The sequence below is a fragment of the Chromobacterium sp. FG89 genome (assembly GCF_057808735.1).
Genome location: NZ_JBMDIQ010000005.1, coordinates 183,080 through 201,950, shown reverse-complemented (window position 1 = coordinate 201,950; position 18,871 = coordinate 183,080). Strand labels below are relative to the sequence as shown.

Genomic DNA, 18,871 nt, shown 5'->3' with positions numbered 1-18,871 from the left:
GCCTGCGTCGCGGGCATGGCGCGGTGGCCATCCAAGGAATGGGCCTGCGGCAGGAGGAGTGTGGGAGAGACCGGCCTTCCGGGACGGGGAAGGCCGGCGAGTCAGCGAGTCAGGCGTTCAGCCCGCGCGCTGACAAGGGGACGGTCAGGCCGGAGCCCACAAGGCGGGTTGGGTGGACGGAGTCCAGCCCGCGCCGGCCCAGGCGGTGTGCGGCTGCAGGCAGCGGTACTTCTTGCCCTGATAGCTGACGATCTGGCCGGCGGTGTAGGACAGGCCTTCCTTCCAGGTGTCGCCCACCGGCGGCGGCGTGATGCCGCCGTCGCCCTTTTTCAGGTCGATCTGATAGGTGTAGCCCTTGTAGCTGTCGTTCAGGTACACGCGGTTGGCGGTGGCGCTGCGTTCCGGGGTGATGCTCACCGTGCGTTGCTTCTGATTCATCACGCCGATGCGGATCGCTTTGGAGGTCGCGTTCACTTTCACGCCCAGCTCGTACGGCCAGTTCGCCATCTGGCCGCTGACGGCGTCCAGCTTGACCGGGATGGTTTCGGCGTCGCGGCCGCTGGCGTCGAACACGCGCAGGGTGGCGGTGCTGTTGTTCGGCAGGTTTTCATAAGCGGTCACCTTGCCGATTTCCTTCCACGGATTGGTCACCGGCGGCGGTTCCGGCGGATTGGTGCCGTCGCCGAATACCACGTCGGAGCACGAGTAGAACGCTTCCTCGCTGTCCGCGCGCTTCCAGACGTTGAAGATGATATGCGGGCCGCTCTTGCCGGCCGGCAGCTTGGCCACCATGTGGTAGCGCTTGTTGGCGTCCAGCGGCGGGTTGCCGGTCACGGTGTGGAAGGGCTGCGGATCCAGGTCGGACCACTTCAGCGGCTTGGTCTGATCCCAGCCGTTCTTGGTGACGTAGAACTTGAAGTATTTGGTCGAGTGCGGCGCGGTGGCGTGGTAGACGAACTCGTAGTTGCCGTTGGCGTCCGGCACCAGCTTGGTTTTCGGCCAGTCGGTGCGTCCCAGATTGAAGCCCTTGAACTTGTCCTGGCCGCCGGCGCAGAGTTTGCCGTCCGGCACCACCGCCGCGTGGTTGTCGCCTTGCGGGTTCTGGTTGATGCCGTTCCAGTCGTACATGGCCTGGGTGCCGCCCACGCGGCGGGCTTCCTGGCATGCGGCGGATTTCGGCGATTCCGCGCCCTCTTTGAAGCAGTTGTAGGTGCGGTTGATCGGCACTTCCATGGTGCCGTGGGCCCAGAGCGGCGCGCTGAGGCAGGCCAGGGCGAGGGCGGCGGGAAGGCGCAGTTGTGGTTTCATTCTGACTCCTTTGAGCTACGAGTGGTATGCAAGCGCCCAGCAGTTTGCCGAGCAGTCCAATCATCATATGAATGCCATATGATTTAAAATGAGACGACTATTTTTAATGTAAGTTTGGCGAAAGGTACTATTGCCATACTTACTGTGTGGTCTTGTATCTGCTTGATTCTTGCAAAAAACGCTCATTACCTGACCTGTCCCGCAGGTCAATACGCATTGCTCCCGCAATTTCCCCTGCCAAATCATCTGTTTGTCGTTTTGCTGCCATGCAGCAAGCGGACAATGATGTGCGCAAATAAAATGGTATTGACGTGGTATTAATGTGGTATTAACGTTCGCGGTAAGCCGGAAGGCCGGAATCGACTCGCGTCAGCGCGGAAGATGCCAGCCGGGGAGCCAGGTTATACACTGGGGTTTTCAGACCACTTGCAGACAACCCATGGAAAATCGCTGGCTTGCATTGAAACCGGATGAAACCCTGACCACGCCGCTGTATCTGCAGTTGTCGCGGAAATTGGCCGACGCCATCAACGCCGGCTGGTGGCAGGCGGACGAGGCGCTGCCGTCGGAGCGCACGTTTTCCGAAGAACTGGGCATTTCGCGCGTGACGGCGCGCAAGGCGATGGATGTGCTGCTGGAGCAGGGCCTGATTCGCCGGCGCCAGGGCTCGGGCACCTTCATCACGCCGAGGCTGGAGCAGCCCTTGTCGCGGCTGACCGGCTTTACCGAACAATTGCGCCAGCGCGGCTTCGTGCCGTCGTCGGTGTGGCTGGAGCGCGGCGTGTTCGCGCCCAGCAATGAAGAAGTGATCAAGCTGGGGCTGTCGCCCACTTCGCAGGTGTCGCGGCTGAAGCGCCAGCGGCTGGCCGACGGAGTGGTGATGGCGATCGAGATGACGACGCTGCCGGTGGCGTATCTGCCGGAGCCGCAGCAAGTGGGCACCTCGCTGTACGCCCATCTGGACGCCAGCGGCCATTCGGTGGTGCGCGCGCTGCAGCACATCCGCGCGGTGAACGCCTCCGGCGACATCGCCACGCTGGCCGGCATCCGCCCCGGCGAAGCGATGTTGCTGATCACCCGCATCGGCTTCAACGCCGAGAACATCGCGATTGAATTGACCGATACCTATTGCCGTAACGACTACTACGATTTTGTTGCCGAACTGAGACGATGACCCAAAACCGAGTGCTGCAAGGACGCATCCTGACCGAGGCCGGCTGGATGGACGGCGAATTGAAACTGGCTGCCGACGGCCGCATCGAGGCCATAGACGCGCGCTTGGCCTCCGGCCGAGCGGTGGAGCGTTATTTGCTGCCGGGCTTCATCGACCTGCACGTCCACGGCGGCGGCGGCGTCGACATCATGGAGGGCGGCCGCGCCGCCGAGAGCGTGGCCAGGCTGCACGCCCGCTTCGGCACCACATCCTTGCTGGCCACCACGATGACCGCGCCCCCGATCGACATCGAGCAGGTGTTGCGCGCGCTCGGTTCCTCCTGTCGCGAACGCCAGCCCGGCGGCGCCCGCATCCTGGGCGTGCATCTGGAAGGCCCCTACATCAATCCCGGCAAGCTGGGCGCCCAGCCCGACGACGCCTGCCGCGCGGTGATGGAGCAGGTGGACTGGTACCGCTCGCTGGCGCCGGTGTCGCTGATCACGCTGGCGCCGGAAATCGCCGGTCATATGGACATCATCCGCCAGTTGGCGGAGCAGGGCGTCAAGGTGCAGCTGGGCCACACCCTGGGCAGTTACGAGGACGGGGTGCGGGCGCTGGAGCAAGGCGCGTCCGGCTTCACCCATCTGTTCAACGCGATGAGCGGCCTGCACCACCGCGAGCCCGGCATGGTGGGCGCGGCGCTGGCGCACGCCGAATACGCCGAATTGATTCCGGATCTGCTCCACGTCCATCCGGGCGCGATCCGAGCCGCCCTGCGCTCGATTCCGCGCCTCTACTGCGTGACCGATTCCACCGCCGCCGCCGGCATGCCGGACGGCGAATACAAGCTGGGTTCGCACTCGGTGACCAAGTGCATGGGCGGCGTGCGTCTGGCCGACGGCACTCTGGCCGGCAGCACGCTGACCATGGACCAGGCGCTGCGCAACCTGGTGTCCATCGGCCTGCCGCTGGCGGACGCCTCGCACCGGCTGTCGCTCTATCCCGCAGACTACCTGGGCCTGGCAGATCGCGGACGGCTCGCCGTCGGCGCCTGGGCCGACATCGTGACGATGGACGCGGATTTGAATTTGCAGCAAGTCTATGTAGAGGGAGAACAGATTGGCCTCGTTGATGCTTGAAGAAGCGCTGTACGCCGCCGAGGCGGTGGCCGCGCAACACATGTACGCCGATGAAGCGCTGGCCGCGCTGGGACGCGCGCTGGCGGTGGAACGCCCCAGCCTGGCGCTGACCGTGGCCCGCGGCAGTTCCGATCACGCCGCCAACTACTTCGCCTATCTGGCGATGCAGCGGCTGGGCGTGCCGGTGGTGTCCTTGCCGATGTCGCTGGTGACCCTGCACCGCGCGCCGCTGGCGGTGAAGGGCCAGCTGGTGGTGGCCCTGTCCCAGTCCGGCCAAAGCCCGGACCTGATCGACACCATGAAGGCGCTGGGCGCCGCCGGCGCGCGCACCGCGGCGCTGGTCAACAAGCATCAATCGCCGCTGGCCGCCGCCTGCGAATGGGTGGTGCCTCTGTGCGCCGGCGACGAAAAAAGCGTGGCTGCCACCAAGAGCTACATCACCTCGCTGTCCGCGGTGGCGCGCCTGGTCGCTCACTGGCAGGCGGACGACGCGCTGCTGGCCGCGCTGGCCAATCTGCCGCAGCGCCTGACCGAAGCCACGCGCCAGGACTGGACGGCGGCGGTGGACGTCTTGCGCGACGCCGAACGCATCATGGTGGTGGGCCGCGGCCTGGGCTTCGCCGTAGCGCTGGAAGCCGCGCTCAAATTCAAGGAAACCTGCGCGATCCAGGCCGAGGCCTTCTCTGGCGCCGAGATCAAGCACGGGCCGATGGCCTTGATCGACGACGGCTATCCGCTGCTGATCTTCGCGCCGCGCGGGCCGGAGCAACAGGGCCTGATCGATCTGGCCGAGGAGATGCGCGGCCGCGGCGCCAAGGTGCTGCTGGCGGCGCCGGAAAATATCGCCAGCCGCGACCTGACCCTGGCGCTGGCCGACGACGAGGCGCTGGATCCGCTGCTGGCGATCCAGAGCTTCTACCTGATGGCGGCGCGCTTGTCCGAGGCGCGCGGCCTGAACCCGGATCTGCCGCGCCACTTGTCCAAAGTGACCTGCACGCGCTGAGTCCGGTCCTGCTTGAAACCGCGCCCCGACCGTCTGCACGAACGGGGCGCGCCGCGAACGGCGTCCAGCGGAAGCCGCGCCGGCCGCGGAGACACATCAGTCAGTAAGAATGGAGACGCCCCCCATGTCCGCTACGCTCGAACTCCTGGCCCCGTTTGACGGGCCGTCCGTGCCGCTGAGCCGCGCGCCCGATCCGGTCTTCGCCGGCTTGATGATGGGCGACGGCCTGGCGATCGAGCCGCTGTCCGGCACCCTGCTGGCGCCCTGTGACGGCGAGGTGGCGCAATTGGCGCGCACCGGCCACGCCTTGACGCTGCGAGCCGCCAACGGCGCGGAAGTGCTGATCCACATCGGCATCGACACCGTCAAGCTGGAGGGTGAGGGCTTCAAGCCGTTGGTCAAGGCCGGCGACGCGGTGCGTCAGGGCCAGCCCCTGATCGAGGTGGATCTGGACGCGGTGGCGCGGCGCGCGCCGTCGCTGCTGACCATGGTGGTGATCGCCAATGGCGAGGCTTATGCGCTGGAAAGTCGGGGCGAGGGCTGGCAGCAGGCGGGCCGCAGCGTGTTTCTGACGCTGTCCGGCGGCGCGGCGGCCGACGAGGCCCCCAGCGCCGAGGGCGCGGAAAGCCGCGGTCAGGCCACGGTGCGTCACGCCGGCGGCCTGCACGCGCGGCCGGCGGCGCTGGTGCAGAACGCGGCGCGTCAATATCGCGCCAGCGTGCGGGTGGAGTTCAAAGGCCAGGCGGCCAACGCCCGCAGCGTGGTGGCCCTGATGGGCTTGGGCGTGGCCGAGGACGACGATGTGGCGGTGCTGGCGCAGGGCGAGGACGCGGCCGCCGCGGCCGCGGCGGTGATCGCCGCGTTGCAGACCCGCACCGAATCCGGCCACGGCGCGCCCGCGCCCTTGGCGAGCGCGCCGGCGCGCTCGTTGCCGGCCGGCTGGATAGGCGGCGTGTGCGCGGCGCCGGGCCTGGCCATCGGCCAGGTGGTGCGTCTCGACGCCTTCGAGCCGCAGGTGGCGGAGTTCGCGGTCAACGCCGACAGCGAGCGCGAGCAATTGCGCCGGGCGCTGGCCGAGGTGAGCGCCGGCATCGCCGCCGCCATCGACACAGCCTTGCGCCGCGGCCAGACCTCGCAAAGCGACATCTTCGCCGCCCATCTGGCGCTGGTGGACGATCCGGAATTGCGGGACGCGGCGGAACGGGACATCGCCGCCGGCCACAGCGCCGGCCACGCCTTCCGTCAGGCGGTGCGCGCGCAATGCCGCGTGCTGTCCGGCCTGGGCCGCCCCTTGCTGGCCGAACGGGTCGCGGATCTCAAAGACATTGAACGCCAAGTGCTGAAAGCCCTGTTGGGCGGCGCCCAAAGCGAGCCCGAACTGTATCCGGCCTCCATTCTGGTGGCCGAAGACCTGGCGCCTTCCGAACTGACCCGGCTGCCGCGCGAGCGGGTGGCCGGCATCCTGTCCGCCGCCGGCGGCGCCACCGGCCACGTGGCCATCCTGGCGCGCGCGTTGGGCATCCCGGCCCTGGTGGCTTGCGGGCCTCAGGTGTTGCGGCTGGACGCCGGCAGCGAAGTCTTGCTGGATGCGAGCCAAGGCGGCTGTCATCCGGCGCCGGACGCGGCCCTGTTGGCCGCCGCCCGGCAGGCGATGGCGGAACGCGAGAGCCGCCGCGCCGATATGCGCGCGGACGCCGACGGCGCCGCGGTGACGCTGGACGGCGTGCGCGTCGAGGTGGCCGCCAATATCGCCAATGAAGAGGACGCGCGCGAAGCGGTGCGCCACGGCGCCGACAGCGTCGGCCTGCTGCGCACCGAGTTTCTGTTCATCGACCGTCAGGACGCGCCGGATCGCTACGAACAGGCCAACGCCTATCAGGCGGTGCTGGACGAATTGCAGGGCCGCGTCGCCATCTTCCGCACGCTGGACGTGGGCGGCGACAAGGAAGTGCCCTATCTGACCCTGCCGCCGGAGCCGAATCCGGCGCTGGGCCTGCGCGGCATCCGCACCGGCTTCGCCCATCCGGAGATGCTGGACGAGCAACTGCGCGCGCTGCTGATGCTGCGGCCCTTGTCCCTGCTGCGCATCCTGGTGCCGATGATCGCCGATGTCGGCGAACTGCGGCGCTTGCGCCAGCGCATCGACGCGCTGGCCGAGGAAGCGGGGCTGAGCGAGCGGCCGCAGCTGGGCGTGATGGTGGAAGTGCCCTCCGCCGCGCTGTTGGCCGACCAACTGGCCGCCGAGGCCGACTTCCTGTCCATCGGCACCAACGACCTGACGCAATACACGCTGGCGATGGATCGTTGCAACGCCTCGCTGGCCGCCAGCCTGGACGCGATGCACCCGGCGCTGCTGAGGCTGATCGAACGCACGGTGGCCGGCGCCAGCCAGCACGGCAAATGGGTGGGCGTATGCGGCGCCCTGGCCTCGGACCCGCTGGCCGCGCCGGTGCTGGTCGGCCTCGGCGTCGCCGAACTATCGGTCAGCCCCGGCCTGGTGCCGGAGATCAAGGCCAAGGTGAGGACGCTGGACCAGCAGGCTTGCCGCAAGCGCGCCGAGCAATTGCTGACGCTGGACTCCGCCGCCGCGGTGCGCACGCAGGCCGCCGAATGGTGGCCGGAAGATTGAATCGGCCCGGCGCGCAGGCGCGCGCGGGGCTTTTATGAAGTGGTTTTGAGGTCATCGCATGCCGCGGGGACACGCGGCAGCGAGCGGTACAGACACACAAGAAGGTAGCAGCCTGGAGCGCCATGCCCCCATCGGCGTCCATACACTGGGAGACGAGACGTGAGTACCTCTGACAATAAATTCGCTGGCATTCAGCAGCTGGGCCGCGCCCTGATGCTGCCGATCGCTGTTCTGCCCGTGGCGGGCTTGCTGCTGCGCCTGGGCCAGCCGGACCTGCTCAACATCAAGATGATGGCCCAGGCCGGCGACGCCATCTTCGGCAACCTGGCCCTGATCTTCGCCATCGGCGTGGCGGTGGGCTTCGCCAAGGACAACAACGGCACCTCCGGCCTGGCCGGCGCCATCGGCTATCTGGTGATCACCGCGGTGCTCAAGGTGATAGACGAGAAAATCAATATGGGGGTGCTGTCCGGCATCCTGTCCGGCCTAGTGGCCGGCGCGCTGTACAACCGCTACAAGGACATCAAGCTGCCCAGCTACCTGGCCTTCTTCGGCGGCAAGCGCTTCGTGCCCATCGTCACCGGCTTCTCCATGCTCTTGTTGGGCGCGGTGCTGGGCTATGTCTGGATGCCGGTGCAGACCGGTATCGACAGCGTCGGCCGCTGGTTGATCGGCGCCGGCGAGATCGGTGTCTTCGCCTACGGCGTGCTCAACCGCGTGCTCATCGTCACCGGCCTGCACCACATCCTCAACACCATTGTCTGGTTCCAGGTGGGCGATTTCGCCTCCGCCGCCGGCAAGGTGGTGCACGGCGACCTGACCCGCTTCTTCGCCGGCGACAAGACGGCCGGCATGTTCATGTCCGGCTTCTTCCCGGTGATGATGTTCGGCCTGCCGGCCGCCTGCCTGGCGATGTACCGCACCGCCAAGCCTGAGAACAAGCAAGCCGTCGGCGGCCTGCTGTTCTCGATGGCGCTGACCGCGATGCTGACCGGCGTCACCGAACCGGTGGAATTCGCCTTCATGTTCCTGGCTCCGGCGCTGTACGCCATCCACGCGGTGCTGACCGGCTTGGCCATGGCCTTGATGCACGCGCTCAACATCAAGTTGGGCTTCGGCTTCTCCGCCGGCTTGTTCGATTACTTGCTGAACTTCGGCCTGTCCACCAAGCCGCTGTTGCTGATCCCGGTGGGCATCGGCTACTTCGCGCTCTACTACGTGCTGTTCGTGTTCTTCATCAAGAAGTTCGACCTGAAAACCCCGGGCCGCGAAGACGCGATGGTGGCCGTGGCGGCGGTGGCCGCCGGCAGCGACCGCGCGCGCGCCTTCATCGCCGCGCTGGGCGGCGCCGCCAACCTGAAGTCCGTGGACGCCTGCACCACCCGTCTGCGTCTGCAAGTGGCCAGCAACGACAAGGTGAGCGAAGCCGCACTCAAGGCGCTGGGTTCGCGCGGCCTGATCAAGCCGGCCGCCGGCAGCGTGCAAGTGGTGCTGGGACCGGAGGCGGACCTGATCGCCGACGAAATCCGCGTCGCGCTGGGCAACCCGGACGCCGAGGCGGCCGTCCAAGCGGCCGCGCCGGCGCAGGCCCTGGGCGAGGTGGTCGGCATAGACCGCGAACGCTGGCTGGCGGCGCTGGGCGGCGCGGCCAATGTGCTCAAGGTGGAAGCCGTGGCCGGCAGCCGGCTGCGGGTGGAAGTGGCCAACGCGGAGCTGGTGGACCAGGCCGCCCTGCAACAACTGGGCGCCAGCGGCGTCACCGCCTTCTCCGGCACGCTATTGCATATAGTATTGAATAGCGACGCGGGCGATTACGCCGCCGCATTGCAAGGCTGAGCATCGTTTCCATGCGCCGCGCGTCGCGGGGCCTCGGACAGGCCTTGAGAACCGGGCGTCGCCCGGCGGAATTTGACGCACGGCAAGCTTGGGCGCAATTTCCGCACTGCCGATGTTGGTAATTCGCCCACTACTTATGTAGCGAGTTGATTACAAGCGGAATCAGGCGGACAGTGGTGGCGCAGGGCACGGGAAGATGACCTTGCGCCATTTCAACTTGGAGGATGCATCATGACGTTGCGAGTTGCTATCAATGGTTACGGCCGCATCGGCCGCATGATTGTGCGTGCATGGCAAGAGCGCTATGCCGATCAGGACATCGAGATTGTCGCCATCAACGATCTGGCCTCGCCGGAGCTGCATGAACACCTGACCCGTTACGACAGCGTGCACGGTCCGTTCGCCGCTTCCGTGGCGCTGGACGGCGATCACCTGGTGGTCAACGGCAAGAAGATCAAACTGCTGGCCATCCGCAACCCGGCTGAGCTGCCGTGGAAAGAATTGAACGTGGACGTGGTGATGGAATGCACCGGCTTGTTCACCACCCGCGAAAAAGCCGGCGCGCATCTGCAGGCCGGCGCCAAGAAAGTGCTGATCTCCGCTCCGGGCGGCGAAGGCGTGGACGCCACCGTGGTTTACGGCGTCAACCACCAGCAGCTGAGCAGCGCGATGACCATCGTCTCCAACGCCTCCTGCACCACCAACTGTCTGGCCCCCATGGTGCAGCCGCTGATCGACACCATCGGCATCGAGCGCGGCCTGATGACCACGGTGCACGCTTACACCAATGACCAAGTGCTGCTGGACACCGATCACAAAGACCTGCGCCGCGCCCGTTCCGCCGCCGTATCCATGATCCCGACCAAGACCGGCGCCGCCGCCGCGGTGGGCCTGGTGCTGCCGCAATTGAAGGGCAAGCTGGACGGCTTCGCCGTGCGCGTGCCGGTGAGCAATGTCTCGCTGGTGGACCTGACCTTCACCGCCGGCCGCGATACCAGCAAGGAAGAAGTGAACCAGCTGATCAGCGACGCCGCCAAAGGCCCGCTCAAGGGCGTGCTGGGCGTCAACACCCTGCCGCTGGTGTCCTGCGACTTCCTGCACAACCCGGCGTCCAGCACCTTCGACGCCACGCTGACCCGCGTCATCGGCGGCCGCGAAGTCAAAGTGCTGGCCTGGTACGACAATGAATGGGGCTTCTCCAACCGCATGATCGATACCGCCGTGGCCTGGCAGGCCGCCAAGTAAGCGCCCAGCGGGGTTCCGGCTCAAGAAACGGACAGGCTTGCCTGTCCGTTTTTCATGGCGCGGCGCCAGGAGCGGGCGCTTGGGACGGCGCCGGTTTATTCATCCTGCTGCAGATCCGGCAGCCGCGGCGGCACCGGCACCTCGATCACGATCGAGGTCTTGGTGTCGCCAAACTGCATCAGCCGCGCGATCAAGGCCTGCAGCGTGGGCATATTGTCCACCACCACTTTCATCATCAGTCCGCTGGTGCCGGTCACCGACATGCATTCGATGATCTCCGGCATGGTGCGGATTTCCTCTATCACCGCGAAGTACTCCAGATGCTTGACCGTCAGCTCTATCATGCAGCAGATGGGCATGCCCACCTTGTTGGGATCGATGGTGGCGCGGTAGCCGGTGATCACGCCTCCGCGCTCCAGTTTGCTCACCCGGTCCGCCACCGCCGGCGGCGACAGATTCACCCGCCGGGCCAGTTCCGCGAAGCTGATTCGGGCGTTTTCGTGCAGTGCGGCGATGATTTTTCTATCAAATTTATCCATTCTTCGATTATAAGGAAATATGACGAAACAAACTTATAAAAAAAGGCGTAATGACTGAAAATCCAATCAACCATCTGATCAAAACGCCTGTTTGCTACGTAAAATGCTGGCCGTATCAGGGTTGGCCGCACTGTCCCGCGGCCCGCCTGTCCAGATCCGTTGCGGATGAGAATTGTCCCAAAACGCTCTCATTTGAAACTGTCCTGGTGATCTCTTTGTCCCTGGTCTCTAGTCAGATCAAATCTGTATTGACGACGACCATTCCGGGCCTGTTCACAGCAACAGGCCCGTTTTTTTTTGGCTTGCTGAGGCGTCTACGGCTGGCGCGTTAAAATAATCTGCGCCAAAGTGGGAAAGTTTGACGAAATGTCATATTTTTGTAATCACCCGTTTTTATCCTTGCCACACACTCAAACGGGAATGGATCAACCATGCCAGCCAATATCTTGCTTGTTGAAGACGAACCGGCAATCCAGGAGCTGATTGCCTTCAACCTGGCGCAGGCCGGCCACCATGTGCTGCGGGCCAGCACCGCCGAAGCGGCGCTGACGCTGGTGCGCAACGCGCTGCCTGACCTGGTGCTGCTGGACTGGATGCTGCCGGGCGCCAGCGGCGTGGACATCGCCAAGCGCCTGCGCGCCGACGAGCGCACCCGCCACGTGCCCATCATCATGCTGACCGCGCGCTCGGACGAGCAGGACAAGATCACCGGCCTGGAAACCGGCGCCGACGACTACATCACCAAGCCCTTCTCGCCGCGCGAGCTGCTGGCGCGCATCAAGGCGGTGTTGCGCCGCCGCGCGCCGCAGATGACCGACGACGCGGTGGATGTGCAAGGCCTGCGGCTGGACCCGGTCACCCACCGCGTCACCGGCAACGGCGGCGTCATCGATCTGGGCCCCACCGAATTCCGCCTGCTGCACTTCTTCATGACCCACCCCGAGCGCGTGCATTCTCGCTCCCAACTGCTGGACCAGGTGTGGGGCGACCATGTGTTCGTGGAAGAGCGCACCGTGGACGTGCATATCCGCCGGCTGCGCAGCGCGCTGGAGGGCACCGGGCACGACACGCTGATCCAGACCGTGCGCGGCACCGGTTATCGCTTTTCCACCCAGCAGTGAGGCCTGATGCCTGAATTTCTGAAACGCACGCTGGCCTCGCTGCTGGCGACCGCCGTCATCGGCCTCGGCTTCTGGCTGGGCTCGTCGGCGGAAGACGGACTGATCGCGGTGGCCATCTGCCTGGGCGGCTGGCTGGCCTTCAATCTCTACCATGTGGCGCTGCTGTTGCGTTGGCTGCAACGGCCGACTCCGGAGCGGGTGCCTGACGGTTTCGGCGTCTGGCACACCATTTTCATGACGCTGTACCGTACCACCCGCACCCAGAGCCAGAGCCAGAAAAAGCTCACCCACGCGCTGGAGCGTTTCATCAACGCCGGCGAGGCGATGCCGGACGGGGTGGTGGTGCTGGACGAGCACGACCGCATCGAATGGATCAATCCGATGGCGGTGGAGCATCTGGGGTTGGACCGCAAACGCGATGTCGGCAACCAGATTCTCAATCTGATCCGCCAACCGGCCTTTCACGCCTATATGAACGAGGCGCGCTTCAGCCAGCCGCTGGTGCTCAACTTCGTGCAGCCGCGCGAACTGGTGATCTCCTTGCAGATGGTGCCCTTCGACTCCACCCGCAAGCTGCTGCTGACCCGCGACATCACCCAGTTGGAGAGGGTGCAGACCGTGCACAAGGATTTCGTCGCCAACGTCTCGCACGAGCTGCGCACGCCGCTGACCGTGGTGGGCGGCTTTCTGGAGACGCTGGGAGACATGCCGCAGGTGGACGACGCCACCTTCCGCCAGTTTCTGCCGATGATGATGGAGCAGTCGCGGCGCATGCAAAGCCTGGTCGAGGACTTGCTGACCCTGTCCAAGCTGGAGAACAGCCCCAAGGCGACGGTGTCGGAGCGGGTGGACATGCAGGACATGCTGGACACGCTGATGGTGGAGGCCGAGGGCCTGTCCCACGGCCGCCATCAGGTCAAGCTGGACCGGCACAGCGACGCCTGGCTGTGGGGCAGCCAGCAGGAGCTGCACTCGGCCTTCGGCAACCTGGTGTCCAACGCGGTGCGCTACACGCCGGAGGGCGGCTGCATCACCCTCAGCTGGAAAGAGGAGGGCGAGCAGCTGCGCTTCTCTGTCAGCGACACCGGCATCGGCATCCCGCGCGAGCATATCCCGCGCCTGACCGAGCGTTTCTACCGGGTGGACCGCGGCCGTTCGCGCGGCAGCGGCGGCACCGGCTTGGGCCTCGCCATCGTCAAGCATGTGCTGGCGCGCCACCATGCCCGGCTGGAGATCAGAAGCGAGCCAGACAAGGGCAGCGTGTTCTCCGCGGTGTTCCCGCGCGACCGCCGCAGCGGCTCGCAAGCGGCCTGAGCGCCGCGCCGCGGGGCCGCATGCGGCGTATTCTTGCAAGCTTGGGTCGGCGCTCTTGGCGCGCCGCTCCAAGCGGGTTAGGATGTCCGTTTTAGCCCGCCGATTTTAGAACCTGTTCAAAGTCTGCTGCGCTTCGGCGATACGGCGTTAGAAACCCGCTTCGAAATGCTCATGTACCGTATGTGCATTCCGCTTCCTCGGCTGTTTTCGTCTTGTCTCGCCCTTGTGCGCGAGACTCTGAACAGGCTCTATGGCGTGGTAGCCACCGGCCGGCTCGGCGACGCCGGGTCCGCCCTGACTTTATTCTGGATCGTTCCACCATGAATCGACTGCAATCCATCCGCCCCTTCGGCCAGCGCATCTGGCTGGACAATCTGTCCCGCGAACTGATCGCCTCCGGCGAACTGGCGCGTCTGCTGGCCGACGACGGCATTGCCGGCGTGACCTCCAATCCGGCGATCTTCTACAAGGCGATCAGCGGCGACGCCAGCTACCAGGCCGATCTGGCCCGCCTGAAAGCGGACGCCGGCCTGTCGGCCGAGGCGCGTTACGAAGCGCTGGTGGTGCCGGACATCCAGGCCGCCTGCGATCTGCTGCGCGGCCAGTACGACGCCAGCCAGGGCAACGACGGCTATGTCAGCCTGGAAGTGTCGCCGGAGCTGTCCAACGACGAGGCCGGCACCTTGGCCGCGGCGCGCCGCCTGTGGGCGGAAATCGCCCGCCCCAACGCCATGATCAAGATCCCGGCCACCGCCGCCGGCATCCGCGCCTTCCAGACGCTGACGCGCGAAGGCGTCAACGTCAACATCACCCTGCTGTTCTCGCTGCCGCAAGTGGAAGCGGTGTGGGACGCCTACATCGCCGGCCTGTCCGCCCGTCACGCAGACGGCAAGGATGTGTCCGGGATCAAGGCGGTGGCCAGCTTCTTCCTGTCCCGCGTCGACAGCCTGCTGGATCCGCAAGTGGGCGCGGCCCATCAGGGCAAGGTGGCCATCGCGCTGTCCAAGGCCGCTTACGCCCGCTACCGCGAACGTTTTCACGGCGCCGAGTTCGCCGAGCTGAAAGCCGCCGGCGCGCGTCCGCAATATCTGCTGTGGGCGTCGACCGGCACCAAGAACGCCGCTTACTCCGACGTGCTCTACGTGGAAAGCCTGATCGGCGACGAAACCGTCAACACCGTGCCGGACGGCACGCTGGCGGCCTTCCGCGATCACGGCCAGGCCGCGTTGACGCTGCCGGAAGGCATGGACGACGCGCAAACCCTGTTGCACGCGGTGGGGGCGTCCGGCGTGGATCTGGCCGCCGCCGGCGAGAAGCTGCAGCAGGACGGCTTGAAGCTGTTCGAAGACGCGTTCGAGCAGTTGCTGAAGCTGACCGCCTGAGAGTGTAAACCAGCTCTGAGAACGTGTTTACGATCTCGCGAGCTAAGGTGAGACAAGGCGAAAACAGCTGAGAAAGCGGAGTGTACACACGGTACATGAGCATTTCGAAGGGGTACTCACCGTGTAACGCTCCACAACGCGCAGCAGATCGTAAACAGGTTCTGAGTGCGGAAAGATAAAAAGGCTGACCAGCGCGGTCAGCCTTTTTTGCGCGTGCAGCCTGGAGCGGCCGTCGTTCAGGCGGCCTGCTGCGTCCGGCGCGCCGCCATGCGCTGCCCGGCGGCGCTCATTTCCTCGGCGCTGATGGCGGAGGCGGCGGTGGGGAACAGCCAGCTTTCCTCTGCGGCGGCGTGTTCGCGGTACTGGCGGGCGAACTCCTCCAGCTCGTTGCGGCTGATGCGGTGGATCTTGCCGTCGCGCAGCGCCAGCAGATCGTCGCGGATCGCGTTCCAGCAGGAATGCAGATAGCCGTGTTCGGCGCTCAGTTGCTCCAGCCGGGAGGCGGCGGTGGGCACCCGCGCCAGAATCAGCGGGAACAGCTCGTCCTCCTCGTCGCTGTGATGGGCGGGGCCGGCCAGATCGAAGTAGCGGACCACGCCGTCTATCGTATTGCGGGCGGCCTCGTTGACGCCGTGTCGCTCGATGTAGGCGGGCAGCTGATCCAATTGCTCGCAGAAGCGGCGAATCTTGTCGTGACAGGCTTGCAGCATTTCCAGCGGTTGTTCGAAGCTGGGCGCGGCGGCGTTGCTCAGAGAGTCCAGCGTCAGCATGGGCGTTCTCCTGTGATGGGTGACGGCCTGCATTCTGCGGCATGGAACGGGCCGCGGCCATGATTCGGCTCAAGCAAGGCGAGCCTTCCGCCGGGCGGGAGCGGTAGAATGCAGGATGAAGGCTTGTCCGCCCCGGTTGTTCTTGATACCGCGTAGGGCCTCAGAAAACAAGTGCGATATTGGACTGTTCCAGTTACCGGATTGTTGCATCGGTTACGCGCGCAGGGAGAGTGAATGCAAGCCCCGTTTGAAGTGAAAAGCCTGGATTTGAGGGACGCCGCGCTGGCCGCGCGCGCCTTGGATCTGCAACTGGCCGCCCACCGCCTGGAGGCGGAGTGGCTGTCCTATCCGCACCTGCCCGTGCTGTGGGCCGATCTGGCCGCGGCGCGGGCCTGCGCCGACGCGGTCTGGGGCGCGTTCGAGGGCGAGAGCCTGCGCGGCCTGCTGGTGGCCTCGCGCCGCGAGGACGGCGGTCTGCATATCGAAAGAGTGGTGGTGGATCCGCAACAGCTGCGCGCCGGCTGGGGCTATCGCCTGCTGAACCGGGCGCTGGTGGGCGAGGGCGAGGTCAGCGTGGACACCGCCGAGGTCAATATCGCCGCGTTGTCCTTGTACCGCAAGGCCGGTTTCGTCGCCGAGCAGCGCTGGTCCACGCCGGACGGCTTGATGTTGTGGCGTTTGAATTATCAGCCGGCCCCGCCGCCTGCTTTGCAATTATTGGAAGACGGCTGGCTGGACGGCGCGCGCCGGCTGCCCTCGCCCAATCACGATGAACGCGGCGAGGGTATGGCGCCGGAACTGCTGGTGATCCACAACATCAGCCTGCCGCCGTATCGCTACGGCGGCTTGGGCGTGGAACAGCTGTTCCAGAACCGGCTGAATCCTGACGAGCATCCGTTCTACGCCGAAATCCAGCATCTGCAGGTGTCGTCCCATTTCTTCATTCGTCGGTCCGGCGAGCTGCAGCAGTTCGTGCCGGTGACGCGGCGCGCCTGGCATGCCGGCGTGTCCAGCTGGCGGGGGCGTGAGCGCTGCAACGATTTTTCCATCGGCGTGGAGTTGGAAGGCTGCGATTTCGAGCCGTTCAGCGAGGCGCAATACCGCACGCTGCAAGCGCTGGCGCGGGCATTGCGGAGCAAGCTGCCGCTTAGCGCCGTCATCGGCCACGAGCACATCGCGCCGGGGCGCAAGACCGATCCCGGCCCGTTCTTCGATTGGGCGCGGGCGGAGGCGGACAGCGGCCTGCAACGCTAGAGTCAGGCGCGAAAAAGCCGGACAGGCAGGGCCGGTCCGGCTTGGGAGCGGGGCGGGAGGGCTTACAGCTCGACTTGCGCGCCCAGCTCCACCACCCGGTTGGTCGGCACCTGGAAGAAGTCGGTGGCGCGCATCGCGTTCTTGCTCATCCACACGAACAGCTTTTCGCGCAGGCGCGACATGCCCGGACGCTCGGTGGACACGATGGTTTCCCGCGACAGGAAGAAGGACGTGTCCATCAGCTCGAAGGCCAGGCCCTGGGCGGTGCAGTCTTCCAGCACCTGCAGCACGTTCGGGTCTTCCTTGAAGCCGTAGCGGGCCACCACGCGCCAGAACGAAGCCGACATCTGCACGATCTCCAGTCTGTCTTCTTCCGCCACATAGGGCACGTCTTCGGTGCGCACCGTCATCAACACCACCCGCTCGTGCAGCACCTTGTTGTGCTTGAGATTGTGCAGCAGCGCGTGCGGCACGCCGTGCAAGGTGCTGGTCAGGAACACCGCGGTGCCTTGCACCCGCGTCGGCGGATAGGCTTCCAGGTTCTCGATGAAGCTGTCCAGCGGCAGCGCCTGGTCGCGCAGGCGCGTGAACAGCAGCTCGCGGCCCTGCTTCCAGGTGCTCATCAGGGTGAAGATCACCATGCCCAGCACCAGCGGCAGCCAGCCGCCGTCGGCCACTTTATGGATGTTGGCGCTGAAGAAGCCCAGGTCTATGGTGGCGAACATCAGGGTGACGCCCAGCGCCAGCGGCAGCGGCCAGCGCCAGTTGACCCGGGCCACCACGAAGAACAGGCAGGTGGTGATCAGCATGGTGCCGGTGACGGCGATGCCGTAGGCGGCGGCCAGGCTGGACGAAGTCTTGAAGGTCAGCACCACCACCATCACCGCGATCAGCAGCGCCCAGTTGATGAAGGGCATATAGATCTGGCCGATCTCTTTTTCCGAGGTGTGCTGCACTTCCAGCCGCGGGCAGTAACCCAGCTGGATGGCCTGGCGGGTCAGCGAGTAGGCGCCGGAAATCACCGCCTGCGACGCGATCACCGTGGCCAGCGTCGCCATCACGATCAGCGGCAGCAGCGCCCAGTCCGGCGCCAGCAGGAAGAAGGGATTCTTGATCGCCGCCGGGTTTTGCATCAGCAACGCGCCCTGGCCGAAATAATTCAGCGCCAGGCCGGGCAGCACCAGGCTGAACCAGGCGCGGCGGATCGGCGAGCTGCCGAAATGGCCCATGTCGGCGTACAGCGCCTCGGCGCCGGTCAGCGCCAGCACCACCGAGCCCAGGGTCAGGAAGGAGCCCCAGCCGTTGTGGCCGATGAAGTGCAGCGCGTGGTAGGGATTGAGCGCCTGCAGCACTTGCGGCGCTTGAACGATCTGGTGCAAGCCGAGCAGACCCAGCACGGAGAACCAGACCAGCATGATGGGGCCGAACAGCAGGCCGACGCTGGCGGTGCCGAAGCGTTGCAGCAGGAACAGGCCGGTCAGCACGCCGATGGCCATCGGCAGCACATAGCTTTCCATCGCCGGGGAAATCAGCTCCATGCCCTCGGCGGCGGACAAGACCGACACCGCCGGGGTGATGATGGCGTCGCCGTAGAACAGCGCCGCGCCGAACAAGCCCAGCAGCACGATCTTCCAGCGCGCGGCGTGAGTGGTGTAATGACGGGCCAGCGCCATCAGCGCCATGATGCCGCCTTCGCCGCGGTTGTCGGCGCGCAGCACGAAGGCCACGTACTTGATGGAAACCACGAAAATCAGCGACCAGAAGATCAGCGACAAGATGCCGAAGATGTTTTCCGGAGTGGTGGGGATGCCCTGGCCGGTGAAGCATTCGCGCAGGGTATACAGCGGGCTGGTGCCGATGTCGCCGTATACCACGCCCAAGGCGGCCAGGGTCAGGCCAGCCATGGCCTGTTTGTTGTGATCCTGCATAAGCATCCAATGGAATTGTTCGTCACCGTATATTGCTGCACAGCAATATCGGTGGTTCTTGAGCGCGCAGATTACTCCAGAGGTCTGGGTAAGCCAAGCAAAGGCCGCGCAAGAGCCGAGATGTGTTCTCGTAAAACGACAGAGTCCGGGCTGTCTGCTTGCGCGGCGGCCGCATCTGGGGTAGCCGGCGGGGGGCGGGACACGCATCTTTATAGCGCAAATCGGCGATGCCGGCGCAAGGCTTGGCCGC

Annotated in this window: 14 protein-coding genes and 1 pseudogene; 11 read left to right on the top strand and 4 right to left on the bottom strand. The window is 65.7% G+C overall.

Features of this window, described 5'->3' with window-relative positions; translation table 11 throughout:
* Window positions 1–144: 144 nt before the first annotated feature.
* Window positions 145–1,308 (bottom strand): lytic polysaccharide monooxygenase, encoded by a 1,164-nt coding sequence (locus ACODRW_RS07195; RefSeq protein ID WP_107801020.1) that lies wholly within the window; start codon window positions 1,306–1,308, stop codon window positions 145–147.
* Window positions 1,309–1,747: 439 nt separating this feature from the next.
* Between ACODRW_RS07195 and ACODRW_RS07190 the strand changes: the two genes are divergently transcribed.
* From ACODRW_RS07190 to gap, 6 genes are all read left to right on the top strand, one after another.
* On the top strand, window positions 1,748–2,482 hold the full coding sequence (locus tag ACODRW_RS07190; RefSeq protein WP_019101073.1) for a GntR family transcriptional regulator: 735 nt from the start codon (window positions 1,748–1,750) through the stop codon (window positions 2,480–2,482).
* A complete protein-coding gene (gene nagA, locus ACODRW_RS07185; RefSeq protein ID WP_227105585.1) occupies window positions 2,479–3,600 on the top strand; it encodes an N-acetylglucosamine-6-phosphate deacetylase in 1,122 nt (373 codons plus the stop codon). Before ACODRW_RS07190 ends, nagA begins: the two co-directional genes overlap by 4 nt.
* Window positions 3,581–4,603, top strand: coding sequence for an SIS domain-containing protein (locus ACODRW_RS07180; protein WP_488905430.1), 1,023 nt, complete (start codon window positions 3,581–3,583; stop codon window positions 4,601–4,603). Before nagA ends, ACODRW_RS07180 begins: the two co-directional genes overlap by 20 nt.
* 124 nt (window positions 4,604–4,727) lie before the next feature.
* Entirely contained in the window at window positions 4,728–7,232 is a 2,505-nt protein-coding gene (gene ptsP, locus ACODRW_RS07175) for a phosphoenolpyruvate--protein phosphotransferase (protein ID WP_488905429.1), read from the top strand.
* 159 nt (window positions 7,233–7,391) lie between these two features.
* Window positions 7,392–9,068, top strand: a complete 1,677-nt coding sequence (nagE, locus tag ACODRW_RS07170) for an N-acetylglucosamine-specific PTS transporter subunit IIBC (protein ID WP_107801016.1) — start codon at window positions 7,392–7,394, stop codon at window positions 9,066–9,068.
* 231 nt (window positions 9,069–9,299) lie between these two features.
* Window positions 9,300–10,313: a type I glyceraldehyde-3-phosphate dehydrogenase gene (gap, locus tag ACODRW_RS07165; RefSeq protein ID WP_107801015.1), complete on the top strand. Its 1,014-nt coding sequence runs from the start codon at window positions 9,300–9,302 to the stop codon at window positions 10,311–10,313.
* A gap of 95 nt (window positions 10,314–10,408) precedes the next feature.
* On the opposite strand, the gene ACODRW_RS07160 is transcribed toward gap, so the two are convergent.
* Window positions 10,409–10,852, bottom strand: a complete 444-nt coding sequence (locus ACODRW_RS07160) for an Lrp/AsnC family transcriptional regulator (RefSeq protein ID WP_019100282.1) — start codon at window positions 10,850–10,852, stop codon at window positions 10,409–10,411.
* 431 nt (window positions 10,853–11,283) lie between these two features.
* Between ACODRW_RS07160 and phoB the strand changes: the two genes are divergently transcribed.
* The 3 genes from phoB to tal all read left to right on the top strand — a co-directional run bounded on the left by phoB (window position 11,284) and on the right by tal (window position 14,669).
* On the top strand, window positions 11,284–11,973 hold the full coding sequence (gene phoB / locus ACODRW_RS07155) for a phosphate regulon transcriptional regulator PhoB (protein WP_048412957.1): 690 nt from the start codon (window positions 11,284–11,286) through the stop codon (window positions 11,971–11,973).
* 6 nt (window positions 11,974–11,979) lie between these two features.
* On the top strand, window positions 11,980–13,287 hold the full coding sequence (gene phoR, locus ACODRW_RS07150) for a phosphate regulon sensor histidine kinase PhoR (RefSeq protein ID WP_107801014.1): 1,308 nt from the start codon (window positions 11,980–11,982) through the stop codon (window positions 13,285–13,287).
* Window positions 13,288–13,607: 320 nt separating this feature from the next.
* The gene (gene tal, locus ACODRW_RS07145) at window positions 13,608–14,669 is read left to right on the top strand and encodes a transaldolase (RefSeq protein WP_235085869.1); all 1,062 of its coding nucleotides are present in this window, start codon (window positions 13,608–13,610) and stop codon (window positions 14,667–14,669) included.
* Between the two features lie 236 nt (window positions 14,670–14,905).
* On the opposite strand, the gene ACODRW_RS07140 is transcribed toward tal, so the two are convergent.
* Window positions 14,906–15,439: a hemerythrin domain-containing protein gene (locus tag ACODRW_RS07140; protein WP_488905428.1), complete on the bottom strand. Its 534-nt coding sequence runs from the start codon at window positions 15,437–15,439 to the stop codon at window positions 14,906–14,908.
* A gap of 234 nt (window positions 15,440–15,673) precedes the next feature.
* On the opposite strand from ACODRW_RS07140, the pseudogene ACODRW_RS07135 reads away from it, so the two are divergent.
* Both ACODRW_RS07135 and ampD read left to right on the top strand, forming a co-directional pair.
* Window positions 15,674–16,057 (top strand): annotated as a pseudogene (locus ACODRW_RS07135) (GNAT family N-acetyltransferase); the annotation flags it as partial.
* Window positions 16,058–16,105: 48 nt separating this feature from the next.
* The gene (gene ampD / locus ACODRW_RS07130; protein WP_488905447.1) at window positions 16,106–16,693 is read left to right on the top strand and encodes a 1,6-anhydro-N-acetylmuramyl-L-alanine amidase AmpD; all 588 of its coding nucleotides are present in this window, start codon (window positions 16,106–16,108) and stop codon (window positions 16,691–16,693) included.
* A gap of 62 nt (window positions 16,694–16,755) precedes the next feature.
* Here the strand turns inward: ampD and kup are convergent, their stop codons facing one another.
* Window positions 16,756–18,621, bottom strand: coding sequence for a low affinity potassium transporter Kup (gene kup, locus ACODRW_RS07125; RefSeq protein WP_107801010.1), 1,866 nt, complete (start codon window positions 18,619–18,621; stop codon window positions 16,756–16,758).
* Window positions 18,622–18,871 lie beyond the last annotated feature (250 nt).